The sequence below is a fragment of the Paenibacillus sp. FSL R5-0713 genome (assembly GCF_037973325.1).
Taxonomy (GTDB): domain Bacteria; phylum Bacillota; class Bacilli; order Paenibacillales; family Paenibacillaceae; genus Paenibacillus.
In genome coordinates this window covers 2,273,296-2,292,995 of record NZ_CP150229.1, presented here as the reverse complement: position 1 = coordinate 2,292,995, position 19,700 = coordinate 2,273,296, and the positions used below count along the sequence as shown (strand labels likewise).

19 protein-coding genes are annotated in these 19,700 nt (G+C 46.7%); 4 read left to right on the top strand and 15 right to left on the bottom strand.

The annotated features are described in order from the left end of the window. Positions 1 to 48 precede the first annotated feature (48 nt). From MKZ12_RS10515 to MKZ12_RS10490, 6 genes are all read right to left on the bottom strand, one after another. Positions 49 to 1,179, bottom strand: coding sequence for a glycosyltransferase family 4 protein (locus tag MKZ12_RS10515; RefSeq protein ID WP_339260292.1), 1,131 nt, complete (start codon positions 1,177 to 1,179; stop codon positions 49 to 51). 409 nt (positions 1,180 to 1,588) lie between these two features. After that, positions 1,589 to 2,137 (bottom strand): GNAT family N-acetyltransferase, encoded by a 549-nt coding sequence (locus tag MKZ12_RS10510; RefSeq protein ID WP_339241215.1) that lies wholly within the window; start codon positions 2,135 to 2,137, stop codon positions 1,589 to 1,591. Positions 2,138 to 2,242: 105 nt separating this feature from the next. Next, the gene (locus MKZ12_RS10505; RefSeq protein ID WP_339260290.1) at positions 2,243 to 3,283 is read right to left on the bottom strand and encodes a hypothetical protein; all 1,041 of its coding nucleotides are present in this window, start codon (positions 3,281 to 3,283) and stop codon (positions 2,243 to 2,245) included. 97 nt (positions 3,284 to 3,380) lie between these two features. Continuing rightward, positions 3,381 to 4,184: a Cof-type HAD-IIB family hydrolase gene (locus tag MKZ12_RS10500; RefSeq protein ID WP_036670159.1), complete on the bottom strand. Its 804-nt coding sequence runs from the start codon at positions 4,182 to 4,184 to the stop codon at positions 3,381 to 3,383. 499 nt (positions 4,185 to 4,683) lie between these two features. After that, positions 4,684 to 5,430, bottom strand: a complete 747-nt coding sequence (locus MKZ12_RS10495) for a pseudouridine synthase (RefSeq protein ID WP_339260288.1) — start codon at positions 5,428 to 5,430, stop codon at positions 4,684 to 4,686. Continuing rightward, positions 5,427 to 7,124 carry an RsmB/NOP family class I SAM-dependent RNA methyltransferase gene (locus MKZ12_RS10490; RefSeq protein WP_339260286.1) on the bottom strand — a complete coding sequence of 566 codons (1,698 nt, stop codon included), beginning with the start codon at positions 7,122 to 7,124 and terminating at the stop codon, positions 5,427 to 5,429. The genes MKZ12_RS10495 and MKZ12_RS10490 overlap by 4 nt, the downstream gene beginning before the upstream one ends. Positions 7,125 to 7,345: 221 nt before the next feature. On the opposite strand from MKZ12_RS10490, the gene MKZ12_RS10485 reads away from it, so the two are divergent. After that, positions 7,346 to 7,894 (top strand): thioredoxin family protein, encoded by a 549-nt coding sequence (locus MKZ12_RS10485; RefSeq protein WP_339241208.1) that lies wholly within the window; start codon positions 7,346 to 7,348, stop codon positions 7,892 to 7,894. A gap of 216 nt (positions 7,895 to 8,110) precedes the next feature. Here MKZ12_RS10485 and MKZ12_RS10480 read toward each other — a convergent pair whose 3' ends face one another. From MKZ12_RS10480 to MKZ12_RS10470, 3 genes are all read right to left on the bottom strand, one after another. Beyond that, the gene (locus MKZ12_RS10480; protein WP_339260284.1) at positions 8,111 to 8,593 is read right to left on the bottom strand and encodes a DUF309 domain-containing protein; all 483 of its coding nucleotides are present in this window, start codon (positions 8,591 to 8,593) and stop codon (positions 8,111 to 8,113) included. Next, on the bottom strand, positions 8,580 to 9,395 hold the full coding sequence (locus MKZ12_RS10475) for a GTP pyrophosphokinase family protein (protein ID WP_124113953.1): 816 nt from the start codon (positions 9,393 to 9,395) through the stop codon (positions 8,580 to 8,582). The genes MKZ12_RS10480 and MKZ12_RS10475 overlap by 14 nt, the downstream gene beginning before the upstream one ends. A gap of 134 nt (positions 9,396 to 9,529) precedes the next feature. Continuing rightward, positions 9,530 to 10,627: a quinone-dependent dihydroorotate dehydrogenase gene (locus MKZ12_RS10470; RefSeq protein ID WP_339260282.1), complete on the bottom strand. Its 1,098-nt coding sequence runs from the start codon at positions 10,625 to 10,627 to the stop codon at positions 9,530 to 9,532. Positions 10,628 to 10,881: 254 nt separating this feature from the next. On the opposite strand from MKZ12_RS10470, the gene MKZ12_RS10465 reads away from it, so the two are divergent. Then, positions 10,882 to 11,019: a hypothetical protein gene (locus MKZ12_RS10465; RefSeq protein WP_339241200.1), complete on the top strand. Its 138-nt coding sequence runs from the start codon at positions 10,882 to 10,884 to the stop codon at positions 11,017 to 11,019. Between the two features lie 42 nt (positions 11,020 to 11,061). Here the strand turns inward: MKZ12_RS10465 and MKZ12_RS10460 are convergent, their stop codons facing one another. The 3 genes from MKZ12_RS10460 to MKZ12_RS10450 form a co-directional block, all read right to left on the bottom strand. Next, the gene (locus MKZ12_RS10460; protein ID WP_339260281.1) at positions 11,062 to 12,504 is read right to left on the bottom strand and encodes a L,D-transpeptidase; all 1,443 of its coding nucleotides are present in this window, start codon (positions 12,502 to 12,504) and stop codon (positions 11,062 to 11,064) included. Positions 12,505 to 12,720: 216 nt separating this feature from the next. Further along, complete coding sequence (locus MKZ12_RS10455) at positions 12,721 to 12,963, bottom strand: ferredoxin (RefSeq protein ID WP_090924741.1); 243 nt, start codon at positions 12,961 to 12,963, stop codon at positions 12,721 to 12,723. Positions 12,964 to 13,080: 117 nt separating this feature from the next. Then, on the bottom strand, positions 13,081 to 14,382 hold the full coding sequence (locus MKZ12_RS10450; RefSeq protein ID WP_339261373.1) for a DNA polymerase IV: 1,302 nt from the start codon (positions 14,380 to 14,382) through the stop codon (positions 13,081 to 13,083). Between the two features lie 530 nt (positions 14,383 to 14,912). Here MKZ12_RS10450 and cimA point away from each other — a divergent pair. After that, positions 14,913 to 16,532 (top strand): citramalate synthase, encoded by a 1,620-nt coding sequence (gene cimA / locus MKZ12_RS10445; RefSeq protein ID WP_339241194.1) that lies wholly within the window; start codon positions 14,913 to 14,915, stop codon positions 16,530 to 16,532. A gap of 77 nt (positions 16,533 to 16,609) precedes the next feature. On the opposite strand, the gene MKZ12_RS10440 is transcribed toward cimA, so the two are convergent. Beyond that, positions 16,610 to 17,161 carry a TlpA disulfide reductase family protein gene (locus tag MKZ12_RS10440; RefSeq protein WP_339241191.1) on the bottom strand — a complete coding sequence of 184 codons (552 nt, stop codon included), beginning with the start codon at positions 17,159 to 17,161 and terminating at the stop codon, positions 16,610 to 16,612. Positions 17,162 to 17,385: 224 nt separating this feature from the next. Here MKZ12_RS10440 and MKZ12_RS10435 point away from each other — a divergent pair, with 224 nt between their 5' ends. Next, on the top strand, positions 17,386 to 17,877 hold the full coding sequence (locus tag MKZ12_RS10435; RefSeq protein ID WP_339241188.1) for a Mov34/MPN/PAD-1 family protein: 492 nt from the start codon (positions 17,386 to 17,388) through the stop codon (positions 17,875 to 17,877). Here the strand turns inward: MKZ12_RS10435 and MKZ12_RS10430 are convergent. Continuing rightward, positions 17,863 to 18,600: an exonuclease domain-containing protein gene (locus MKZ12_RS10430; protein WP_339241186.1), complete on the bottom strand. Its 738-nt coding sequence runs from the start codon at positions 18,598 to 18,600 to the stop codon at positions 17,863 to 17,865. The genes MKZ12_RS10435 and MKZ12_RS10430 overlap by 15 nt on opposite strands. Further along, complete coding sequence (locus MKZ12_RS10425; protein WP_339260279.1) at positions 18,597 to 19,685, bottom strand: DUF294 nucleotidyltransferase-like domain-containing protein; 1,089 nt, start codon at positions 19,683 to 19,685, stop codon at positions 18,597 to 18,599. Before MKZ12_RS10425 ends, MKZ12_RS10430 begins: the two co-directional genes overlap by 4 nt. Positions 19,686 to 19,700 lie beyond the last annotated feature (15 nt).

The following is a 19,700-nucleotide window of genomic DNA, read 5'->3' as shown; positions in this document are numbered from 1 at the left end:
AAAAAAGCCGCTGTTTAGCACAGCGGCTCGCACTTTTTGTTCTCTCTTTTAGGTCTTGCTGGGAAACTGTAGATACATCTTCTTCAGCTCATTGACTGATCTGCCGAGCGAGTAATGTGTTTTGGCTTTTTCACATGCTGAACGGGCAAGTTCATAACGATAAGCCGGATCCAGCATCACCTTTTCAAGCGCTTCAGCCAGTGCAGAAGGATCTTCTGCCGGTACAAGCAACCCATTGCTACCATTCTCGATCTGTTCGGGTATTCCACCTACATCCGTACCCACAAGGGCAAGACAACTCAGCGCCGCTTCAGCGAAAACGGAACCAAATGCCTCTGCTCGTGAAGGAAGTACAAAAATATCAAAGAATGGCATGAATTCCTCAGGGTGCAGTGTGTAACCATAGAAAATGGTCTCATTATAGATCCCTAATCGCTGCGCCAATTCTTCCAGATCAGGACGAATCGGTCCATCTCCAATAATATGTAACACATAATCATGACCTCTGCCCTTCAGTTCCGCACAGGCTTTGAAAAGAATATCCAATCCTTTCGCCGGAACAAGCCGACATACCGTCACCAGCTGTGGTATCGCATTATCATGAGGAATCGGCTTAAAGCGCTTCTCATCAAATCCATTGGGAATCACACCGATGACATCAGGTTCCTTCACGTAGGGAGCCAGATAACGACGGAACGAGTCTGACACCGTCAAGAGACGCTCTGCCTGATGTTCCAGTTCACCATATATCGCAAGCAGGAATCGATGCTCCGGTCCGTCCGTTTCAATGCGTCCATTAAGGATTAATTCTCGTTCATAACTGGAGTGAATCGTCTGAATGAGAGGTGTATCCGGGAAGACCGTTTTCATCGCAAGTCCGGCAATGGGGTGGTGAGCATGAATCAGATCATAGGGCTTCTGAATACGCAACTTGGTCCACCATAGATAATCACGATAGGTTTGAATATATTTTTGGACAACAGGACTATCCTGATATTCAGTCCAGTCAAACGTTTCGAAATGAACTTCCTCCCTGCCCTTGTTGCGAATCCGCTTCGGCAACGAGAACAGATCCATTTCCCACCTTGGGGTTGTAAATCTCTCTTGCATATACGGAATCATAGAGGATACACCTCCGGGCTGCTCCGGAGGAAAGAAAAGCGCCTGCAGCAATTTCACTGTTAGTTTCCCCCTTTCTACTTACGTTCTTTCCATACATCTTCATTCATGATATACCAGAACATATGTTCAGTAAAGATACAAAATGAGAATCTCTCTCAATTACCCATCCTATATTGCATGCACATTCATTCATTTGTTTTCTCTGATACGGCTCTGTTATCCATTATGACATAGGACAGCCGGAACATCTATATTACGATAGACACAGCAAAATCTTGCTATTCAAACCAGGCGATTTAAGCAGAACTTGATAAGCTTTTGTTATCACTCGTATATACAACATATTCATGAAACACGACGCTCAGAAGCAAAAGCTTTAAACCAAACCAGCAGTCAACCACTTGCAGTTGTCATCAATATATATTTGATAATAATTAAAATTAAAATCAGAGAACAGTCATCATGCTCAGCTCAGGAGCTCCACCGGCTTCTCATATGTACTGTAACCATCAGTCTCTCCCAGAAAAGTATACCCGTTCCGCGCGTAAAAGGCGTTTAACGTTGCGTTGTCGGCTCCACAGTCCAAACGAACCGTATGTTTGCCTTCAAAGTGTATGCCGCTGCTGGACCATTCCAATATTGCTCGTCCCAGACCGCTCTGGGCATATTTTCTTCGGATCGCCAGCCGATGCAGATAGATTGCGCCATCCTCGGCGTAAGCTTTTGAACCCCACAGGTGAATATCCCACGGGCTTGGCTGAACCATAAGGATGACCATTCCCGCTACGTCAGCTCCTTTTTTAAATACAAACACATCCCCGCGCCGAATTGCCCCTGCCGTATCATGTGAATCTTCACCTTGAAGCAAAGCGTTCCATTGGGTAGAACCTTGGCCCTGTAACCATTCGGCTGTCTCCACCAACAGCGACATCACATCCTCCGTATCTTCGGGCTTCGCCTGAACCGCTTGAAAACCATCGTTAATATATTCGCTACTGATCCTGAATGAGTGCATATTGTTCTCCTCCGCTTCCTGAGCTCTATTAAACTAATGGTACTATACCGGGAAATGAATTTTTCGTCAAAATGAGAACAAAAAAAGGTAAAAGGCAGTTGCCTTTTACCCATCTATTCTGGCTTCATCAATAATCTGATTTCGATACAACATCGTAAGATGAAGGGTATCAAACTCCATCTCCTTGTCCAACTCCTGCATCAACACTTCGACCAGGCTCTCTCGCTGCACACTGGTTCCAGGAACCTCGTAATCAATGTATCCCGTCAGATCGGATTGAGAGGTGTCTATTGTTGCTGTTCCGACAGGCAATCCACCTCGTTCCTGAAGAAACAGCTCATACACCCGGAATTCCCGGTCCTTACGTTTCAGCATGACATAACATGCTTCTTCAGCAGCTTCCAGCTCATCCTGATCGGATTCATCCAGATCCTCAAATTCCTCGGAGAAATCGCGATGTATCCACTCTAACGTCTCGAGTTCATTCCCCTGATGCCACATGCGGATCGTAATCGTATCGATGATGTCCTCATCCAGCTCTCTGACCAGCAACTCTGCTGCGGCTTCCAATTGGGTCTCTTCCGGCTCGTCATACCAGTGTATTTCACCTTGCACATCAGCGCCATATTGTTTTAAAGAAGCTTCTGCAATTTCCTGTCCTTCGACATCATTGAATATATAGGTGGATATGCTGCGTCCTGCGCTTACCATTTCCATCTCCAGAACCTGATCCCGATCTTCATATGTAAACGATTCGGCTTGTGCAACAGGAATTACCTTGCTTTCACTGCTGTCTATATCGTCATAGCTGCCATCGTGATGATTCATATCCTCAGACGGCCACATCGTATCTGACTCAGGCTTATGCAGAACCGAGTGCAATGAGCCGCAACTAACCAGCACTTCATAATATGCAGCTTCCAACGCATCTGCAAGAGATCGGACATAGGTATGCACTTTATCCACAATAAGTTGCTCTGTGTCATCTGGCAGAGACTCCTGCTCGATCTGAAGACTGCCTGATAAACGGTCTCCTTCTCTGTACACGAGAAAAAGTGAGCCTGCATATTGACCATTGATCATCACGTCCTGCACTTCTCCACCTGATGTCCGCAGGTCTGCAACCAATTCCACATCATATTTCATCACGTGTCCTCCTCGATTCCTAACGTTATTCTCTTAGGATGCCCCTGAGGGCGGTAGATTATGAGGAAAGCGTGCATTTTACGTATAAGATGCAGGATTAAACCGATAAGACATATTTTTGGATTGCGTGTGCTACTCCCTGCTCGTTATTAGAGAGTGTCACCTCGTCTGCGGCAGCTTTCACCTCGTCAGGTGAGTTATCCATGGCAATGCCTTTGCCCGCAAAAGTCAGCATCGTAATATCATTGAAGTAGTTGCCAATCGCCATGATCTCCGAAGGCATGATTCCTTTGGATTCGGCAAGCCTTTTAAGCGCAGCACCTTTGGACGCTTCGGGATGCATCAGGTCAATAAAAAAATCACCACTCCGTGTCATATAATAAGGCAGATTCCAGGTAGACCACTCCTGAAGTACGGCATCCATCTGTTCAATCGGTCCAAATGCAGTGAACTTGGCCAGCGGTTCTGTCATGTCAACCCACTTAGGTAATTTCAGTGGCTCTGCCATAAAGTTGTAATACATCTCACGCACCTGCAATCCCAGACCTTCTGGTTGATCCACATACAGGCCAAATGCCGTATTGATGTCAAAATGTACTCCATTGGTTCGACAGTAGGATATGATCGGCTCCAGTCCTTGTCCATCCAATGCAAAATGATGAACCACCTCACGAGTATCCACTTGCGCCGTTACGGCGCCATTATGTGTAATCACATATCCATCCAGTCCCATCTGCTCCATGAAAGGAATCGTATTGGCAGGACCTCTACCTGAACATAGAACGATCTCTGCTCCCTGACGGGAAGCTTGGATCAAGGTCTCCTGAGTCCATTCGGTTAGTTCATGATGGTCATTCAGCAGTGTTCCATCTACATCTAGTGCAATTAATTTATACGTCATTCTGGCTTCATTCCTCATCTATTAAGTAGTCGCACCCACCCAAACCCTCCCTTCCGAGGGAGGGCCCCAGAGAGCTCTGCCCTCTGGACTCCCGTCTTGCTCATCGGTGGTAGGTCGGGTCTTGCTATGTAACGGTTGGCGTAGGAACGCTTGTTGCCGGGAACACCGCTTTTCAGCGGCGATCCCACCCAAGCTTAACCGGGACCATTTCGGGCAGGGCTTCGCTTCCCGCCCGGCTCCCTGCTTCACTTCGTGAAGAACGGGAGCTTTCTCGCCTTCGGCGTTCGTATCGGGGCTTCGCCTCCCTCCACAACTCCCTGCTTCACTTCGTGAAGAGCGGGAGCTTTCCCGCCTTCGGCGGTCGTATCGGGGCTTCGCTTCCCTCCACAACTCCCTGCTCCGCTTCGCGCAGGACGGGAGCTTTCTCGCCTTCGGCGTTCGTATTGGAGCTTCGCTTCCCTCCACGACTCCCTGCTCCGCTTCGCGCAGGACGGGAGCTTTACTTCCGCAGAAGGTTTAACTCGTCTGCGGTTAGTTCACGATAGCTTCCGATAGCAAGATCGGAAGCTAATTCAAGCTCACCCATGGCAACGCGTTTCAGATAGATCACTCGCTTGCCTACCGCCTGAAACATACGTTTCACCTGATGAAATTTCCCCTCGTGAATAATAAGCGAGATCGACGAGATCGTGCCTTCTTCCGTCTCTTCATGACCAAGTATAGTTAGCTCAGCAGGCAACGTCTCGTATCCGTCATCCAATTGAATGCCCGCTTTGAAACGTTGCACATCCGCATCATCCACATTTCCCAATACACGGGCTTCGTAGGTTTTGGGCACATGCTTGCGTGGAGATAACAGATCATGGGCAAGTGGACCATCATTCGTGAGAATGAGCAGTCCCTCCGTATCCTTATCCAATCGTCCCACAGGAAAGGGATTGAAGACCCGCTCCTCTTTCCGCAGCAGATCCAGCACCGTCTTATCTCTGTTGTCTTCCGTAGCAGACACAACACCCGGAGGTTTATGCAGCATCAGATAGATCATCTCCCGGTACACAATCCGCTCTCCGTCAGCTTCAATGACGTTGACCTCCGGATTCACCTGTACACCACTGTCTTTGACTGCCTTGCCGTCCACATGGATTCTGCCTTGCTTCACCATCTTTTTGAGTTCACTTCGTGTTCCCACACCCATATGACTCAATATTTTGTCCAGACGCAGCGTTTGTTTGCCTTTTCCACTCATACCGATGTCCACCTCCAGCCTGCCGGATATTCATTCTTCAATACACCATCCAGCCATTTTCCCCAGCCAGCGGCATAACCATCTACACACACAAGAACATACCCTTTGGCGACTGTATCCGCCTTGAGCACCACTCGTTCTTCTTCGATATTCAACGTTTCACCCTTGAGGTACCTCACGGCTTCGCCATTAGCCGATGACAGATTCACGCTTCGCCGTGCCTCAGATGCATTCAGAGCACACGCAAGCGGGTGGGAAGGAACAAATCGGCCATTCTTGATTGTGCCCATAAACCAGCCTGGGCGAATGACTTTCAGTCCCTCCAACCTTGCTGCACCTACCGATGATTGATACACACGATCTCCGTAACATACCGTTTCTCCAGTTAGATCCATCTCCAATTGTTCTTTCATAAACGAAGTATAGATCGCAATCGGGTCCATACTTGCCGGATCAGCTCCGCGTCCCTGACCCCGTTCCGATTTACGTCCACTGTAATCTTTACCTTTTTTGCTCGATCTACTCGTATTCTTGCCTCCACCAGCTTGTCTGTCATGGGACTCTCTGGATTCGATTCGCAGCAAACGTTCCTTTTTACGATCAGCTTTGGTCATAGCAATTGAAGAAGCAGCAATAGAGTGATCCTGGTTCCCCTCTACTTCAATCCTGGACACATCCTCGACCTGTCCATACTCCATTGCTCCTTCTTGAACTACTCCTGGTTGATCTGTTTCGAGTCCTTGCTCTGCACGATGCTGTAATACAGCGACATAATGTCCTTCCCCTTCCAAAAGGTGAGGCCACAATCTTGCGGTACCACGCGTTTGATCGAGCACATCTTTGGTCTCATCAGCCTTCTCAGGCATCATCTGACGCACCCATTCCGGATGCCCTGGAGCAAATCCTGTCTCTTCAGGAATGTCCTTTACAACAAAATCACGGTTTAGATTCAGAAACTCCGCAATCATCGCTTCATTTTCCTCCGGCGCAAAGGTACATGTCGAATATACAATTGTCCCTCCTGGAGCCAGTAATCGTGCGGCAGTCTCCAAAATATCCCGCTGCATGAGTACACATTTTTCCACCGAATGATGTTCCCACGATTTCACCATGTCTTCATCCTTGCGGAACATACCTTCACCTGAACAAGGCGCATCAATTAATACTTTGTCAAAATAATGAGGAAATGCATTCGCGATCCGCTCGGGCGACTCATTCAAAACAACGGCGTTCCGCACCCCGTACAATTCCACGTTCTTGGCCAGCACTTTGGTGCGTTCAGCATGGATATCGTTCGTGACAAGCACACCCTTGCCTTGCAGCTTCGCAGCAATCTGTGTTGTTTTCCCTCCTGGGGCAGCACAGAGATCAAGCACACGATCACCAGGCTTCACCTGCAATAATTCAACTGGAGCCATTGCACTTGGTTCCTGTATATAATACAGACCAGCATGATAATAAGGGTGCAGCCCCGGTTTAACACCATGAGGTACATAGAATCCTGTCTCACACCAAGGAATAGGTCTTAGATCAAACGGAGCAATCTCATCGAACTGTTCCATCGATATTTTCAGCGTATTAACTCTCAGTCCCGCATGAGGAGACTGTTCATAAGATTTCATAAATTGTTCAAACTCATCACCCAGCAAACTTTTCATTCGCTCAGCAAATATCAAAGGTAACTTTACACCCATATTCCCACTCATCCTGTCTTGGTAAGATTGCAATATCGTTTTATTTTATCATATCCAAGCTTTGCTTTCCTATCATATCGTATCTATTCCACTACAGCATGTAATGTAGTATAATGGCAAGTAGATTGATTCCTGAGCAAAAATCCGGGTGTTTATGCATATTATCCCAATCTATATTTTTGCCCAAACTATATTTCGATATGATCGATGGGGGATGTCCGATGAAATCCAAGAAGAAAAAGAAAAGTGCTGCGATCCTTATTTTCCTGGGTATTTTAGTCGTTATGATTGCTGCACTGGTTGTTGTAGACCAACAATCCAAGAAACAGATGGATTCAGTGGAAAATGCTTATGGCATCGCTGCTTCCAAGCTTAATCCAGCGACACGGGAGCTACTTAGCGATCCCAATTACCAACAAATCATTCTTCCCGCGGATCTCAAAGCCAAGATTGATAACAAAGACAGCTTCTTTGTTTATTTCTTCGCTTCCGACTGCTCGCACTGCCGTGCCACAACACCTCAGTTGATGCCACTGGTTGACAGTGAAGGTATTGAGCTTCCGCAGTTCAATCTTCGCGAATTCGAAGCAGGATGGACCGATTACAACATCGAGTTCACGCCTACACTCGTCTATTATGAAGCTGGTGTCGAGAAAGACCGTATGGTTGGCGGACTGCAAGAGAATGGCAGTGATCAAGGCTACACGTTAGACGATTACAAACAATTTTTCGAAAAATATAAAGGCAATGCCACTCCTTCGGCAAGCTAACGGATAGATACGTTTCCACATATCGCCGAGCAGGCACTTCGATCATCATACACTGTTCTAATAGAGGACAGGCTGTGCCACCTGCAATTATCTGAATATGATGCAACATTCAAAAACACCCCGATTGTTCCCTTCACAGGAATAATCGGGGTGTTTCATAACCATGGAATTTCAAATCCATGAGATGCTCGTATGAATGCTAACGCTGATTACAACTCAAATTTCACCCTGCTTCATCGCCTTCATCTTCTCTTCGTATATACGCCCTCTGGTAGGACTCCGGCGTTGCGGAATATTAGGTTTTAGCTCAAGTGATCTTCTAGATATCTCTTGTTCCAAGACCTCATCAACAATTCGTATGGACAAATCCCTGTAGGACACAGGCTGATCATCTGATTGCGACAGTTCCTTCACGATTTCCTGTACATCCCGTACCAAAGCCCCAAGGTCAATGCCCAGAATCGTATCAGGATAAGGTTCCAGAAGGTCAAGTGAACTCTGTAACATCATCGTTCCTCCGCGGAGATTGCCATTCCTGAAGTGGTATAAACCAACCGCAATCTGCAACAAACCTTTATAGAGAGAATCCCGGTTCCGTTCAAGCCACAATTCTTCCAGCACTTCATGGCACTCGAAATAATCCTGATCCCGATTGAAGTAGATTAAGTAATCAATGTACAGTGGCTCATAGATGCTCATCCGGGTTTTCGCCCTTTCTGGCGTTGTTCAGAAGTGTTTTCACGTCATCCAGCAAGTCTTTGAGCCCTTCCATATCATGTCGTTCCCAGTAATCGTTAAAACGCTTCTGTGCTTCAATCGCTTCACTGACAAGGTGGTAGAAGTATAATTGATGAATGATATTCAATGTTCTTGACACAATATTGGAATCATCCTCAAATGCCTTCTGTGCCTCCAAAATCTGTAGACGAATGGCAGACATCTCATTATCCAGTACAAAAGCGGCCTCCGCTGTTTTTTTCAACCTGGCTCGCATATCATCCGGTAAACTCTCCCGAAATTTGTAACTCAGAGAATGTTCAATGGTAGCCCAGAAATTCATGGCAAGTGTACGGATCTGAATCTCGGCCAATACGATCTTTTGTCCCAGAGCCGTCTGAACGGGATACTCAATAATCATATGGAAGCTGCGATAGCCACTCTCTTTGAAATTCGTAATATAATCTTTCTCAATGAGCACCGTGAGATCCTTGCGGCCTCGAATGTATTCGGCAACCCGACGGATATCATCTACGAATTGGCACATGATACGGATACCTGCAATATCCTCAATGCCTGTCTCCACGTCATCAAGCGACACATTCAGTCGTCTGGATTTCTCCAGAATACTGGATATTTTTTTGACACGACCGGTAACGAATTCAATCGGGGCATACTCTTCCCGTTTTTTCAGCTCCGCCCGCATTGTCTTAAACTTGACTTTTAATTCCTCTACCGCTTGTTCATAAGGAAGTAAAAATGTACCCCAGTCTCTACCGTCCATGCTTATGCCTCCTGTCTCTATAGCGTCCCCTGTTCTATTCCATTATACATGATGTTTGGTGGGGGGAAGAGTCCCGAACCATATTACGCTCTTCCATGCTTCTATATTTTCATACCGGGGAATCACAATCCTTCTTAACGATGCTCTGCACCAACCGCTTCAGAGATATGACGATAACCATCCTTACGCAGTAACTCACGCAGTCCGGCATGAATGCGCCGATTCACCTCAGGTCCTTCATAGATCAATGCGGTATATATTTCGACCAGGCTTGCTCCGGCTTTAATCTTCTCGTATGCATCCTCACTTGTGAAAATGCCACCTGAACCGATGATAGGAAGTTTGCCTTCGGTCTGACGATAGATCTGGCGAATAATCTCCGTTGAACGTTCACGCAGAGGTTTACCGCTCAGACCACCCGTTTCCTTCGCATGTTGGTGAGAAAGTCCTGTACGACTGATGGTTGTGTTCGTTGCAATAATGCCAGCAACACCACTGTCTGCAATCGTGCGAACCATGTATTCAAGTTCCTGATCATTCACATCCGGTGCGATCTTCACCAGAACGGATTTGGTCGCTCCGCCTGCTCGCGCATGCTGCGCATTCATCTCGTTCATAACCGCAGCGAGCAGTTCCTTCAATTCATTCCCATGTTGCAGATTACGCAAATCCGGTGTATTTGGTGAACTGATATTCACCACGAACAGATCAGCATAATCGTATAGTGCCTGTATGCACTTGGAATAGTCCAGGTGAGCTTCCTCATTAGACGTTGCCTTATTTTTGCCGATGTTAACAGCCACTGGAATACGCCGATCCTGTAGACGTGCCAACTCACCTGCCATGGCTTCCGCACCAAGATTGTTGAAGCCCATTCGGTTCACCAAAGCCTCATCTGACGGCAAACGGAACAGCCGTGGTTGGTCGTTACCTGGTTGTGCAAGTGGTGTCACGGTTCCCACTTCCATGAATCCAAATCCGATGGAAGAAAAGCCCGTTACGGCCTGTCCGTTTTTGTCCAGACCCGCCGCCAGACCAACAGGTGTAGGGAAATGACACCCAAACATGTCAACAGCCAGATCAGACGTTTCACGAACGCCGTACATCACTCGCAGTCCGGAAGGAACCGGACGGATGCTACCCACGCCACTAAGGCCGCCAATAATCAGATGATGGGCCTGTTCAGGGTCCATTTTGAACAACAAAGGTTTAGCAAGACTTCTGTATAACAAATCACTCACTCCGTTCTGGTCCGGTACGCCAATAAGCCGTTTTCCGCCTTTTCATATGTAAAAAAACACTCTACACACAAGTCTATCTGTTTCTTATTAAAAAGGAAAGTAGTTTACGCATAGACACCACAAATCGAATCATGCAAAATGCTCACAAGAAATCCACCCGTCCACTGGTAATGACGAGTTGAATTCTTTACAATGAGAGCATGGTTACTCTACACCAGTTCTATTCCAATAAGGAGGAATAACTCATGGCTCCCAAACGTAAACCACCTGCATTACAGCAAAAGAAAGAAGAAGTGAATCGCAAAGCCATTGCATGGACTGCAGCATGTGTAGGCGGCTTGATCATCATTATTGGTGCTCTTATCATTATTGCCAATATGTAGATGATTCAGGCTAAACCCGTCTGATTCTACATATCCAACAGATCAATTCAGCCAATGATACGTTTTGTTCGGGTTATCCTGCTTTGGAACAAGCGTATGCAGATAACGCTGCTTTGCTTCTGGAACAAGTGTCAGATCTGGCAGTAGATCTTCTCCAATGCGTACCGGAGTACCTTGCGGAGCAAGAGCAAACAACTCTTCTACATCTCCTGTACGCATTCTCACACATCCAAGGGACTCATCCAGTCCGATACTGTCTGGCTCGTTGGTCCCATGGATAGCATAATTCGTGTTGGAGAGCTGCATCCCCCTGCTACCAAACTCACCATTCGAACGTCCATTCGGATTCACCACTTTATCCGTAATGACATATGAACCTTCCGGTGTTCGATCACCGCCAAGTCCCACATCATACATCCGAACAATCGTATCCCCACTGATTAATGCAAGTTTATGTATATCCTTATCAATGACAATCTCAAGCGGTTCCTGCAAAAAAGGTTTTCCTCCCAGCGTATCCGCAAAAGCGGCATTCTCTCCTTGAGACGAATTCGAAGTCGTCGAACTGTTATCTGCTCCACCGGCTTCACTCTTTCCTTGCTGTGCCTTTCCTTGATGCAAGGCTAGCAGCTTCGGAAACATCTCGGTCATGCCTGGCGCCGTCTCTCCGAGAATATTATTCGGAAATGGCTGAGCCATTTGCGTTACACTCTTGGGCCAAGCGTCATTTTTTTTGCGATAAGCAACAATTGCACTTGATAATGATGCAGCGGCTTCCTGCTTCGCGGTCCACGCCATAGCCATCTTTTTGATCTTCGGCGTGACTTCTGGAGGTTCACAGTTACACTGCTTGGCATCATAACTCTGTGCAGTTAGTTTCCCGCTTGTATTCGTCTGCACAATGTATTTCACAGGCATATTTCGCTTCCACAAAGACCAATCCTCCGAGGTTTGCATTCCCAATACGGCCGAAGTCTCTATTTTTGATCCAGATCCGGACCATGCAGCTGCCAGCGCAGCCTCGCCCTGACTACCTCCGCCAAATGCCGCAGCGGTGAACACATTACTTGGTGGCGTGGCCTTACTCACAGCCTGTTTATCCGCCTCTACAGGCTCTGCGGCGTCATCCGTGGATTCCAGTGCTGCTGAGAGTGCATCGGCTGCTTCGCGACTGAAACCTGGAGCGTCCGCAGGTGGCAGACCAGCCAACACAAGCAGCATGAATAACGTAAGCCACATTTTGCGTCTACGTTGTTTTTTCTCCTTTTGCTCGGACATCTCCACCAGTTTCTCCTGATAGTCCACCCAGATGTCAGCAGGAGCTTTACTGCGCTCAAATGCCTCGTAAACCTCGCCCGCTTGCTGAAAGCAATAGTTGGCTTTGGCCTCCTGTCCTTCGCCCAAGTACTCCTTTCCAAGCAAATACCAGGCCATTTTATTGTCTGGATGTTTCTTAACATATGTTCTTAGATGAGTATTTTGCATCCGATCCTCCACTATTTCGCCTTTTTCCGTATATCCTTATATATCGGCATAAACAGTCGTTGAATCCATAGGACTTGAGTACCCGGTGGGAAAAAGGCATTTCGACAAGGTTCGTCCTTGATCCACGGATCAGATAAATACAGATAGACGAAAACAAAAAAGCACCTTCCCTTGTCATAAAGACAAACAGAAAGTGCTCTGTAAGCATGTAAGAAATTAGCCCTCTTTATTGAAAGGCTCGTCCGCTACTTTGATTGAATCTGTAGGGCAGCCGTCGCATGCATCCTGCATATCGTCAAACAAGTCGTCTGGAATCGCTTTGATTCCTTTGTTAGCGTCGCCGTCAAAGATAACTTCTGCCAGACCTTCATCATCGTAATCGTAGATGTCTGGAGCCGTTGCTCCGCAAGCGCCACAAGCGATGCATGTGTCTTTTTCAACCCAAGTATATTTACTCATTTACATTCTCTCCTCCTATAATTCGAAACGTACAGTGTTTTTATCTAGAAACATATTAAACCAAAGTAAGAATAATTACAAATCATTTTGCAACCATAAGTCTCTATTATCCCCTATTTAATCAAGACTTTGCAAGTTATCTTTTTGCAGTGAAGTCCCCCGCACTTTATGATTACGAAGCAGTACGGAAGGATCGTCCCCAAGCATGCCTGCAGTCACAACAGCATTCTCACCAAATTTATCACGTAACTGATCCATAATCCGAATCAGATTGTCCTTTTTGGGCTTCTGCTCATATTCGAACAAGTCCATCTGCACAGCAGATTCCTCTCTTGGAATCAGGTTTTGAAGTGTCACACCCAGCATACGTACAGGCTTGCCACTTCCCCAATGCTTCTCAAATAATTGACATGCCTCACGGTAAATGACGACTGCATCCTCCGTAGGAACTTCCATTAGACGTGATCGGGTGATCGTCTTCATATCGGGTGTCCGGATCGTAATCTGAATACCCTGGCTGAACATTTCGTGCTTACGCAATCTTCTGGCGACCTGGTCACTTATATTGAGGAATACCCGATGAATCTCATTCATATCCGATACATCCGCCGGCAGAGTTGTCGTATGCCCAATGGACTTATTGGCTTCCCGTTCTGCGTGAACCGCGGAATGGTTAATGCCATTTGCAGAGTTTTTGAGCCAGGCTCCATTGACTCCAAATAGTTCGGTCAACATGTTCTCATCCGACTTGGCCAATTGACCAATGGTTTCAATGCCTATTTTTTTCAACTTTTCAGCCGTTTTTTTGCCAATGCCAAACATTTCGTTACATGGCCTGTGCCAAAGAATCCGGGGTACGTCCCTCATGCGCAAAATGGAGATACCGTTCGGTTTTTTCAGATCCGAAGCCATTTTCGCCAATAATTTGTTGGGTGCAATGCCAATGGAACAAGGCAGTCCCAATTCATCCTTGATTCTACGCTGAATGCTCTCCGCAATCTCCATTGGATTCCCGAATTGTCTTGAGCCTGTAATATCAAGATAACACTCATCAATGGATGTTGCCTCAAGTTGAGGCGTATAACTATATGCAATCTGCATGAACGCTCTTGAATATTGACGGTATAGATGAAAATCGGGACGAATCACAATGAGGTCAGGGCACTTTTTCATGGCTTGGTGTACAACCATACCTGTTGAGATCCCTCGGTTACGAGCGGTATATGAGCAGGTTACAATTACACCCTTGCGCAGTTCACTACTTCCCGCAACGGCCGTTGCTTTTCCTCTATATAGATCCGGTTCTTCCGCTTCATGTACAGAGCAGTAGAAAGCATTCATATCCACATGCAGTATCACCCGTCCGGCTGTAGGGTAATATTGATCCACATTCGCTGGAGGATTGCCGTCTGAAGACATCATGACCCCCGCCCTTTCATGCACACTAATTAATGAAACGAATTTCTTTCTTCTATAGTATATCAAACCCGTTATGTAAATTCAGTCGCGGGCTTTTATTTTCTCCGAGATCTGATCAGAGATCGAATAACCAACCAGCCTACACTCACAAAAAGAATCAACGTGATCAGGGCAATAATCGTATTTTCCCATACAAAAGTCAAAATCAACCCTCCTTTTTTTCCACATATTTCTATTAAAACTCAATAATAAATTATAACATACATACGAATTATGATTAACATCCTTCTTTTAGCTCTAAAATCCATTAATTATTACATGAAACTGTGATTTCGATGTAGCATTTGGCTATAATGGTGCTATAATAATTAATTATACAAATTGACAACTTTAGGACAAATCAACGCATCCAGTTTAACACAGTGTAGCGTTGCCGAATTGAAGGATTTGTCCATTACCGTACTTAACTGCTTTTCCCAACTTACAATCCAAACTTTTAAAAGAGCGCTTTATCTCAAAGGAGGATCTTCATGTCAAAGGCCATTTCCATCTTCGATACGACTTTACGTGACGGCACACAAGGGGAGGGTGTCAGCTTATCGGCAGACGACAAACTCAAAATTGCCAAGAAGCTTGATGACCTGGGTGTCCATTATATTGAAGGCGGAATTCCAGGCAGCAATACCAAGGACATTGAGTTTTTCAAAAGAGTCAAGGAATTGAACCTGAACGCCAAGGTCGTTGCTTTTGGCAGTACACGCCGTAAAGGCAGCGTTGCTAGTGAAGACGCTAACCTGAAGCGCATGATCGAATCCGGTGCCCAAGCTGCAACCTTAGTCGGTAAATCATGGGACTTCCACGTGCATACTGCTTTGCAAACCACCCTGGAAGAGAACTTGTCCATGATCTATGATTCCATCGCCTATCTGAAACAGAACGGTATGGAAGTCATCTTTGATGCAGAACACTTCTTTGACGGATTCAAACATAACCCGGAGTATGCTCAAGCTGTCTTGACCAAGGCTCACGAGGCTGGAGCGGACTGGCTCGTCATGTGTGATACCAACGGCGGGACCATGCCAAACGAGGTGTACGAGATCGTATCCACACTGCATAGAAGCCTGCCTCATGCACATCTCGGCATCCATACACATAATGACTGTGAACTGGCTGTGGCCAACACACTAAGCGCTGTACAAGCCGGAGCCCGTCAGGTTCAAGGAACAATGAACGGTTATGGAGAGCGTTGCGGTAACGCCAATCTCGCATCCATTATCCCGAACCTGCAACTGAAGCTTGGCTATGAATGTGTTACTGAGGAGTCCATGAGACAGCTTACCAACGTGGCTCGTTATGTTAGCGAGATTGCCAATGTAAACATGCCGATTAATCAGCCTTATGTCGGCAATGCTGCTTTTGCTCACAAAGGTGGGATCCACGTCTCTGCCATCCTGCGGGATTCGCGTACGTATGAACACATCGTGCCTGAACTTGTCGGTAACAAGCAACGTGTGTTGGTATCGGAACTTGCCGGACAGAGTAATATTGTATCCAAAGCGCAGGAACTGGGGCTTGAATTCGATCCAAGCAGTGCCAATTCGCGTCAGATTATTGAGAAAATCAAAGACCTGGAGCATCAGGGTTATCAGTTCGAAGGCGCTGACGCCTCGCTCGAATTGTTAATTCGTGAAGCGAACGGTGACATGAAAGAATTGTTCACTTTCGAATCATTCAAAATGCTTGTGGAGAAAACGGCGGGCAAATCCGTAGTCTCTGAAGCTTTTGTCAAACTTAATGTAGCTGGAACAAGTGTCTATACCGCTGCTGAAGGTAATGGTCCGGTTAACGCACTCGATAATGCGCTTCGGAAAGCACTGGTGCAATACTTCCCTTCACTTGCCAACATGCATCTCTCGGACTACAAAGTACGTGTACTGGATGAGAAGGATGCCACTGCTGCCAAAGTTCGTGTTTTGATCGAATCCAAAAATACGGAAAACACGTGGAACACGGTTGGTGTATCCGAGAACGTAATTGAAGCCAGTTGGGAAGCTCTCGTGCATAGTTTCCGCTATGCGCTGCTTCAAGAAAAATTGCAGGATGAGCCGGGCACACTCCCTATTCCTGCTCACGGGCTGAGTAATCATTAAAGTGTATTTCCCGGAAAATAAAAAGAAGCCTCTGTACCCATGATTCATGGATGCAAAGGCTTCTTTCTTTGCAGTAATTAATTTGCAATTAATTCTTTAATCTTACGTTCCAACTCTTTTTCGGGCAATATGCCCAGAATAATCTCCTGTATAACGCCTCTGGAGTCGATCAGAACATTCGTTGGAAAGGCGACCCCATTGTATTGAGCATACACGGTTCCCTTCTCGTCCAAGGGAATGGGGAACTTCAGTTGGTATTCATCCACAAAAGCTTTGGCATCTTTCAGTTTATCGTAGGATGTTACATTAACGCCATAGAGATCAAGCTTATCCTTATATTTCTCAGCCATTTTGTTCAGCTCGGGAGCTTCCTGTTTACACGGATCACACCACGATGCCCAGAAACTGACGAAAGTCGCCTTGTCTTTGGCGCCGCCCACACTGTACGTTTTCCCATCCATTGCTGTCAGAGAAAAAGGAGGTGCCAGAAGACCCGCACGCGGACCCGTCTCAGTAGGCATGGGTTCCTCCTGCTTAAATACGGCGGCAATACCATCGCCCGCATTCTGGGCCAGTGTAATACCAACTAGCAAGACAACACCGAGGAGTATGTATATGTTTCGTTTCATAACCCGCCACCCTTTTATATAATTAACCTATTGAAACTGAAACCTTATTTCGCGCATGTTAGATGTTTACGACAATCTATTACAGATCACCAGAACATAATTCACCAATGTCCTCTTTAATATTGTACCCTTTTCCTTTAAAATTTTACAATCCACATCACAGAAAATAAAATGAAAAAGGACTCCTGCCTAAGCAGGAGCCAAAGAGAGAGGGGTGAATACAAATGGCAGCACTTCACGGACAGCAGAACACCTTCTACATCCCTTCTTCCGTAGAACAAGAGATGTGTAAGCACATGTTCCTTTCGCTGCCGCAAGAAGCCTGCGGGGTTATGCTGGGTGAAACCGCAGCGGGCGGTATACGAATCAGTCGGTTTCAGCCCATTCGTAACGTAGCACCTGACCCGCTGCACCATTTTGCTCTGGACGATGCCGAATGGATTCGGTGCGTTTTCTCCGAACCCAAACTCATCGGCATCTTCCATTCTCATCCGCAGACTAGTCCTGTTCCTTCCCTAGAGGACATGCAAGCTCTTCCCGCCTTCGCCGGTTTGCTTCAGATGTACCTCATCGGCTCACCTGACCTAACAAGCGGGTTGCGATCGCGTATGCATCTGAACGGATATCAGATTGAATCTTCGAAGGAATTGCCGGATCAAGCACACCACGTTGCGCCTTCTTACCATCTGCTTCCCGTTCCGTTATGCGTGACTTAGCTGGGTATACAAATCACCCAGGGTCTCCACATTTTTACGCATCATGTCCTCCAGATAACAGGACCATAACTGTGCAGTCATTTTCGAATCTTCCAGTGCATGGTGACGACCATAGATCGGAATGCCTCTGGATTCCAGTAATTCATCCAGACCATACCCCGGCCTGCTTGGTTCAAGCCAGCGAGCCAACATCATCGTATCAATTAAACGATGCGTCAGTCTTACTTTTGAAGTCCGCCACAACGCAGCATTGAGAAAGGCGCGATCATGCGCACTTGCGTGTGCGATCAGAACATTTCCGCCTACAAAAGACATGAAATCATGCAATCCCTCCAACAAAGTTGGCGCGTTCAGTGTCATCTCCTGTGTAATACCTGTAAGTTCAGTAATATGTTCCGGGACCGCAGTTTTGGACTGCACCACCGTATAGAACTGTTCTCCTTCCAGCACCACACCACCATGTATACGGACCGCACCAAATGAGATAATCTCATCCCCATGCTGGGGTGAAAAACCCGTTGTTTCCAGATCAAATACAACTGCGTCTAACTCGTTTAGAGGCGTATGCAGAACCTCAGGTCTGCGCTGTTCTCTCATCATCGAGCGGATAAACGCCATGTGTTGCGCCGTAGGGGCTCCCATAATGGAAGCGATGGCGGAAGGAACCCCTCCCTGACGCAGCGAATTCCAGAATCCTGTATTGCCCCTTGCCGGCTCTCTCATGGACGTCTCCTTTCTGCAAAACGCAACTGTCTTTGCAAAGCACGATGCACTCGTCGTACCAACCCGAGCGTATCCCTGAGCTCATAATGAATCTGTTTTTGTTTCATCTGTTTCTCATCCAGGAACCCGCTGCTATGTTGCAAATCCCCTTGGATGATAACCGGCGTACTTCGGCGAAACTTCAAAGCGGCTATGAAGGCCCGCTGACATGCGTCCAGTAGTGTAAACGGAACAGCTTCAAGTGAAGTCAGTCTCTCCATTCTTTTTAACGTAGATGACTCCTTGATCCCATGCTGCAAAGCCAAATAACGGGCACTGTTCACAAGTGGGATGTACAAACCATACTTGACATCAAATCCACCTGCATGTTCACCAAATCGTTCTGTGACCACACGTCCAAGTACATTTAATGTAGCTTTATGTTTAACCGTATTGCGAAGAACAGCATCCGAAAGTTCAGGAACAAGTCTGAATTGTTCATAAAAACTTGTGATCCACTCCTCTGCCAGACTCTGCTGCCCCGCAACAAAACGCATGTCTGAAGCGATGATCAGATTACGAACAGGCTCCCAATTCAGATCTGAACTCCACTCTGCCAATTGTTGCTTCCATGATGCCAGCGTTTTTCTCCACAGTGACTCTGAGCACATAACTTTTCCTTCGCACTTGGCGTAACCAAGCCCTTCCAACATATCCGTGATTCGCTGTCCAAGCTCGGCAAAGTATGCCCCTTTACCCTCATGTGGGATATCGCTAATAATCATGCCATTGTCCTGATCACTCCATAACGTTGCTTCTTCCCTGCCAGAACTGCCAAATACGATAAAGGCATAGGGGACGGGAGGTTGGCCTAAGCCTTCCTCAACCATCCCCTGAATGCATAACTCTACTGCTTTCCGTGCAATCCGGTCATGCAGTTCATTTACCGTTTGGTACCACTCGATTGGCGACAAGGAAGCGGACAACAAATCCTGGAGCTCATTCTGTAATATCACACGTGCCTGGCGCAGTTCTGGAACAGACACCGCACCATCGATTCCCTGATAAGACCAGGAGTAGTTTGTAAACGAGATGGGTTCCATCATGTCCAGCCTCCTTGA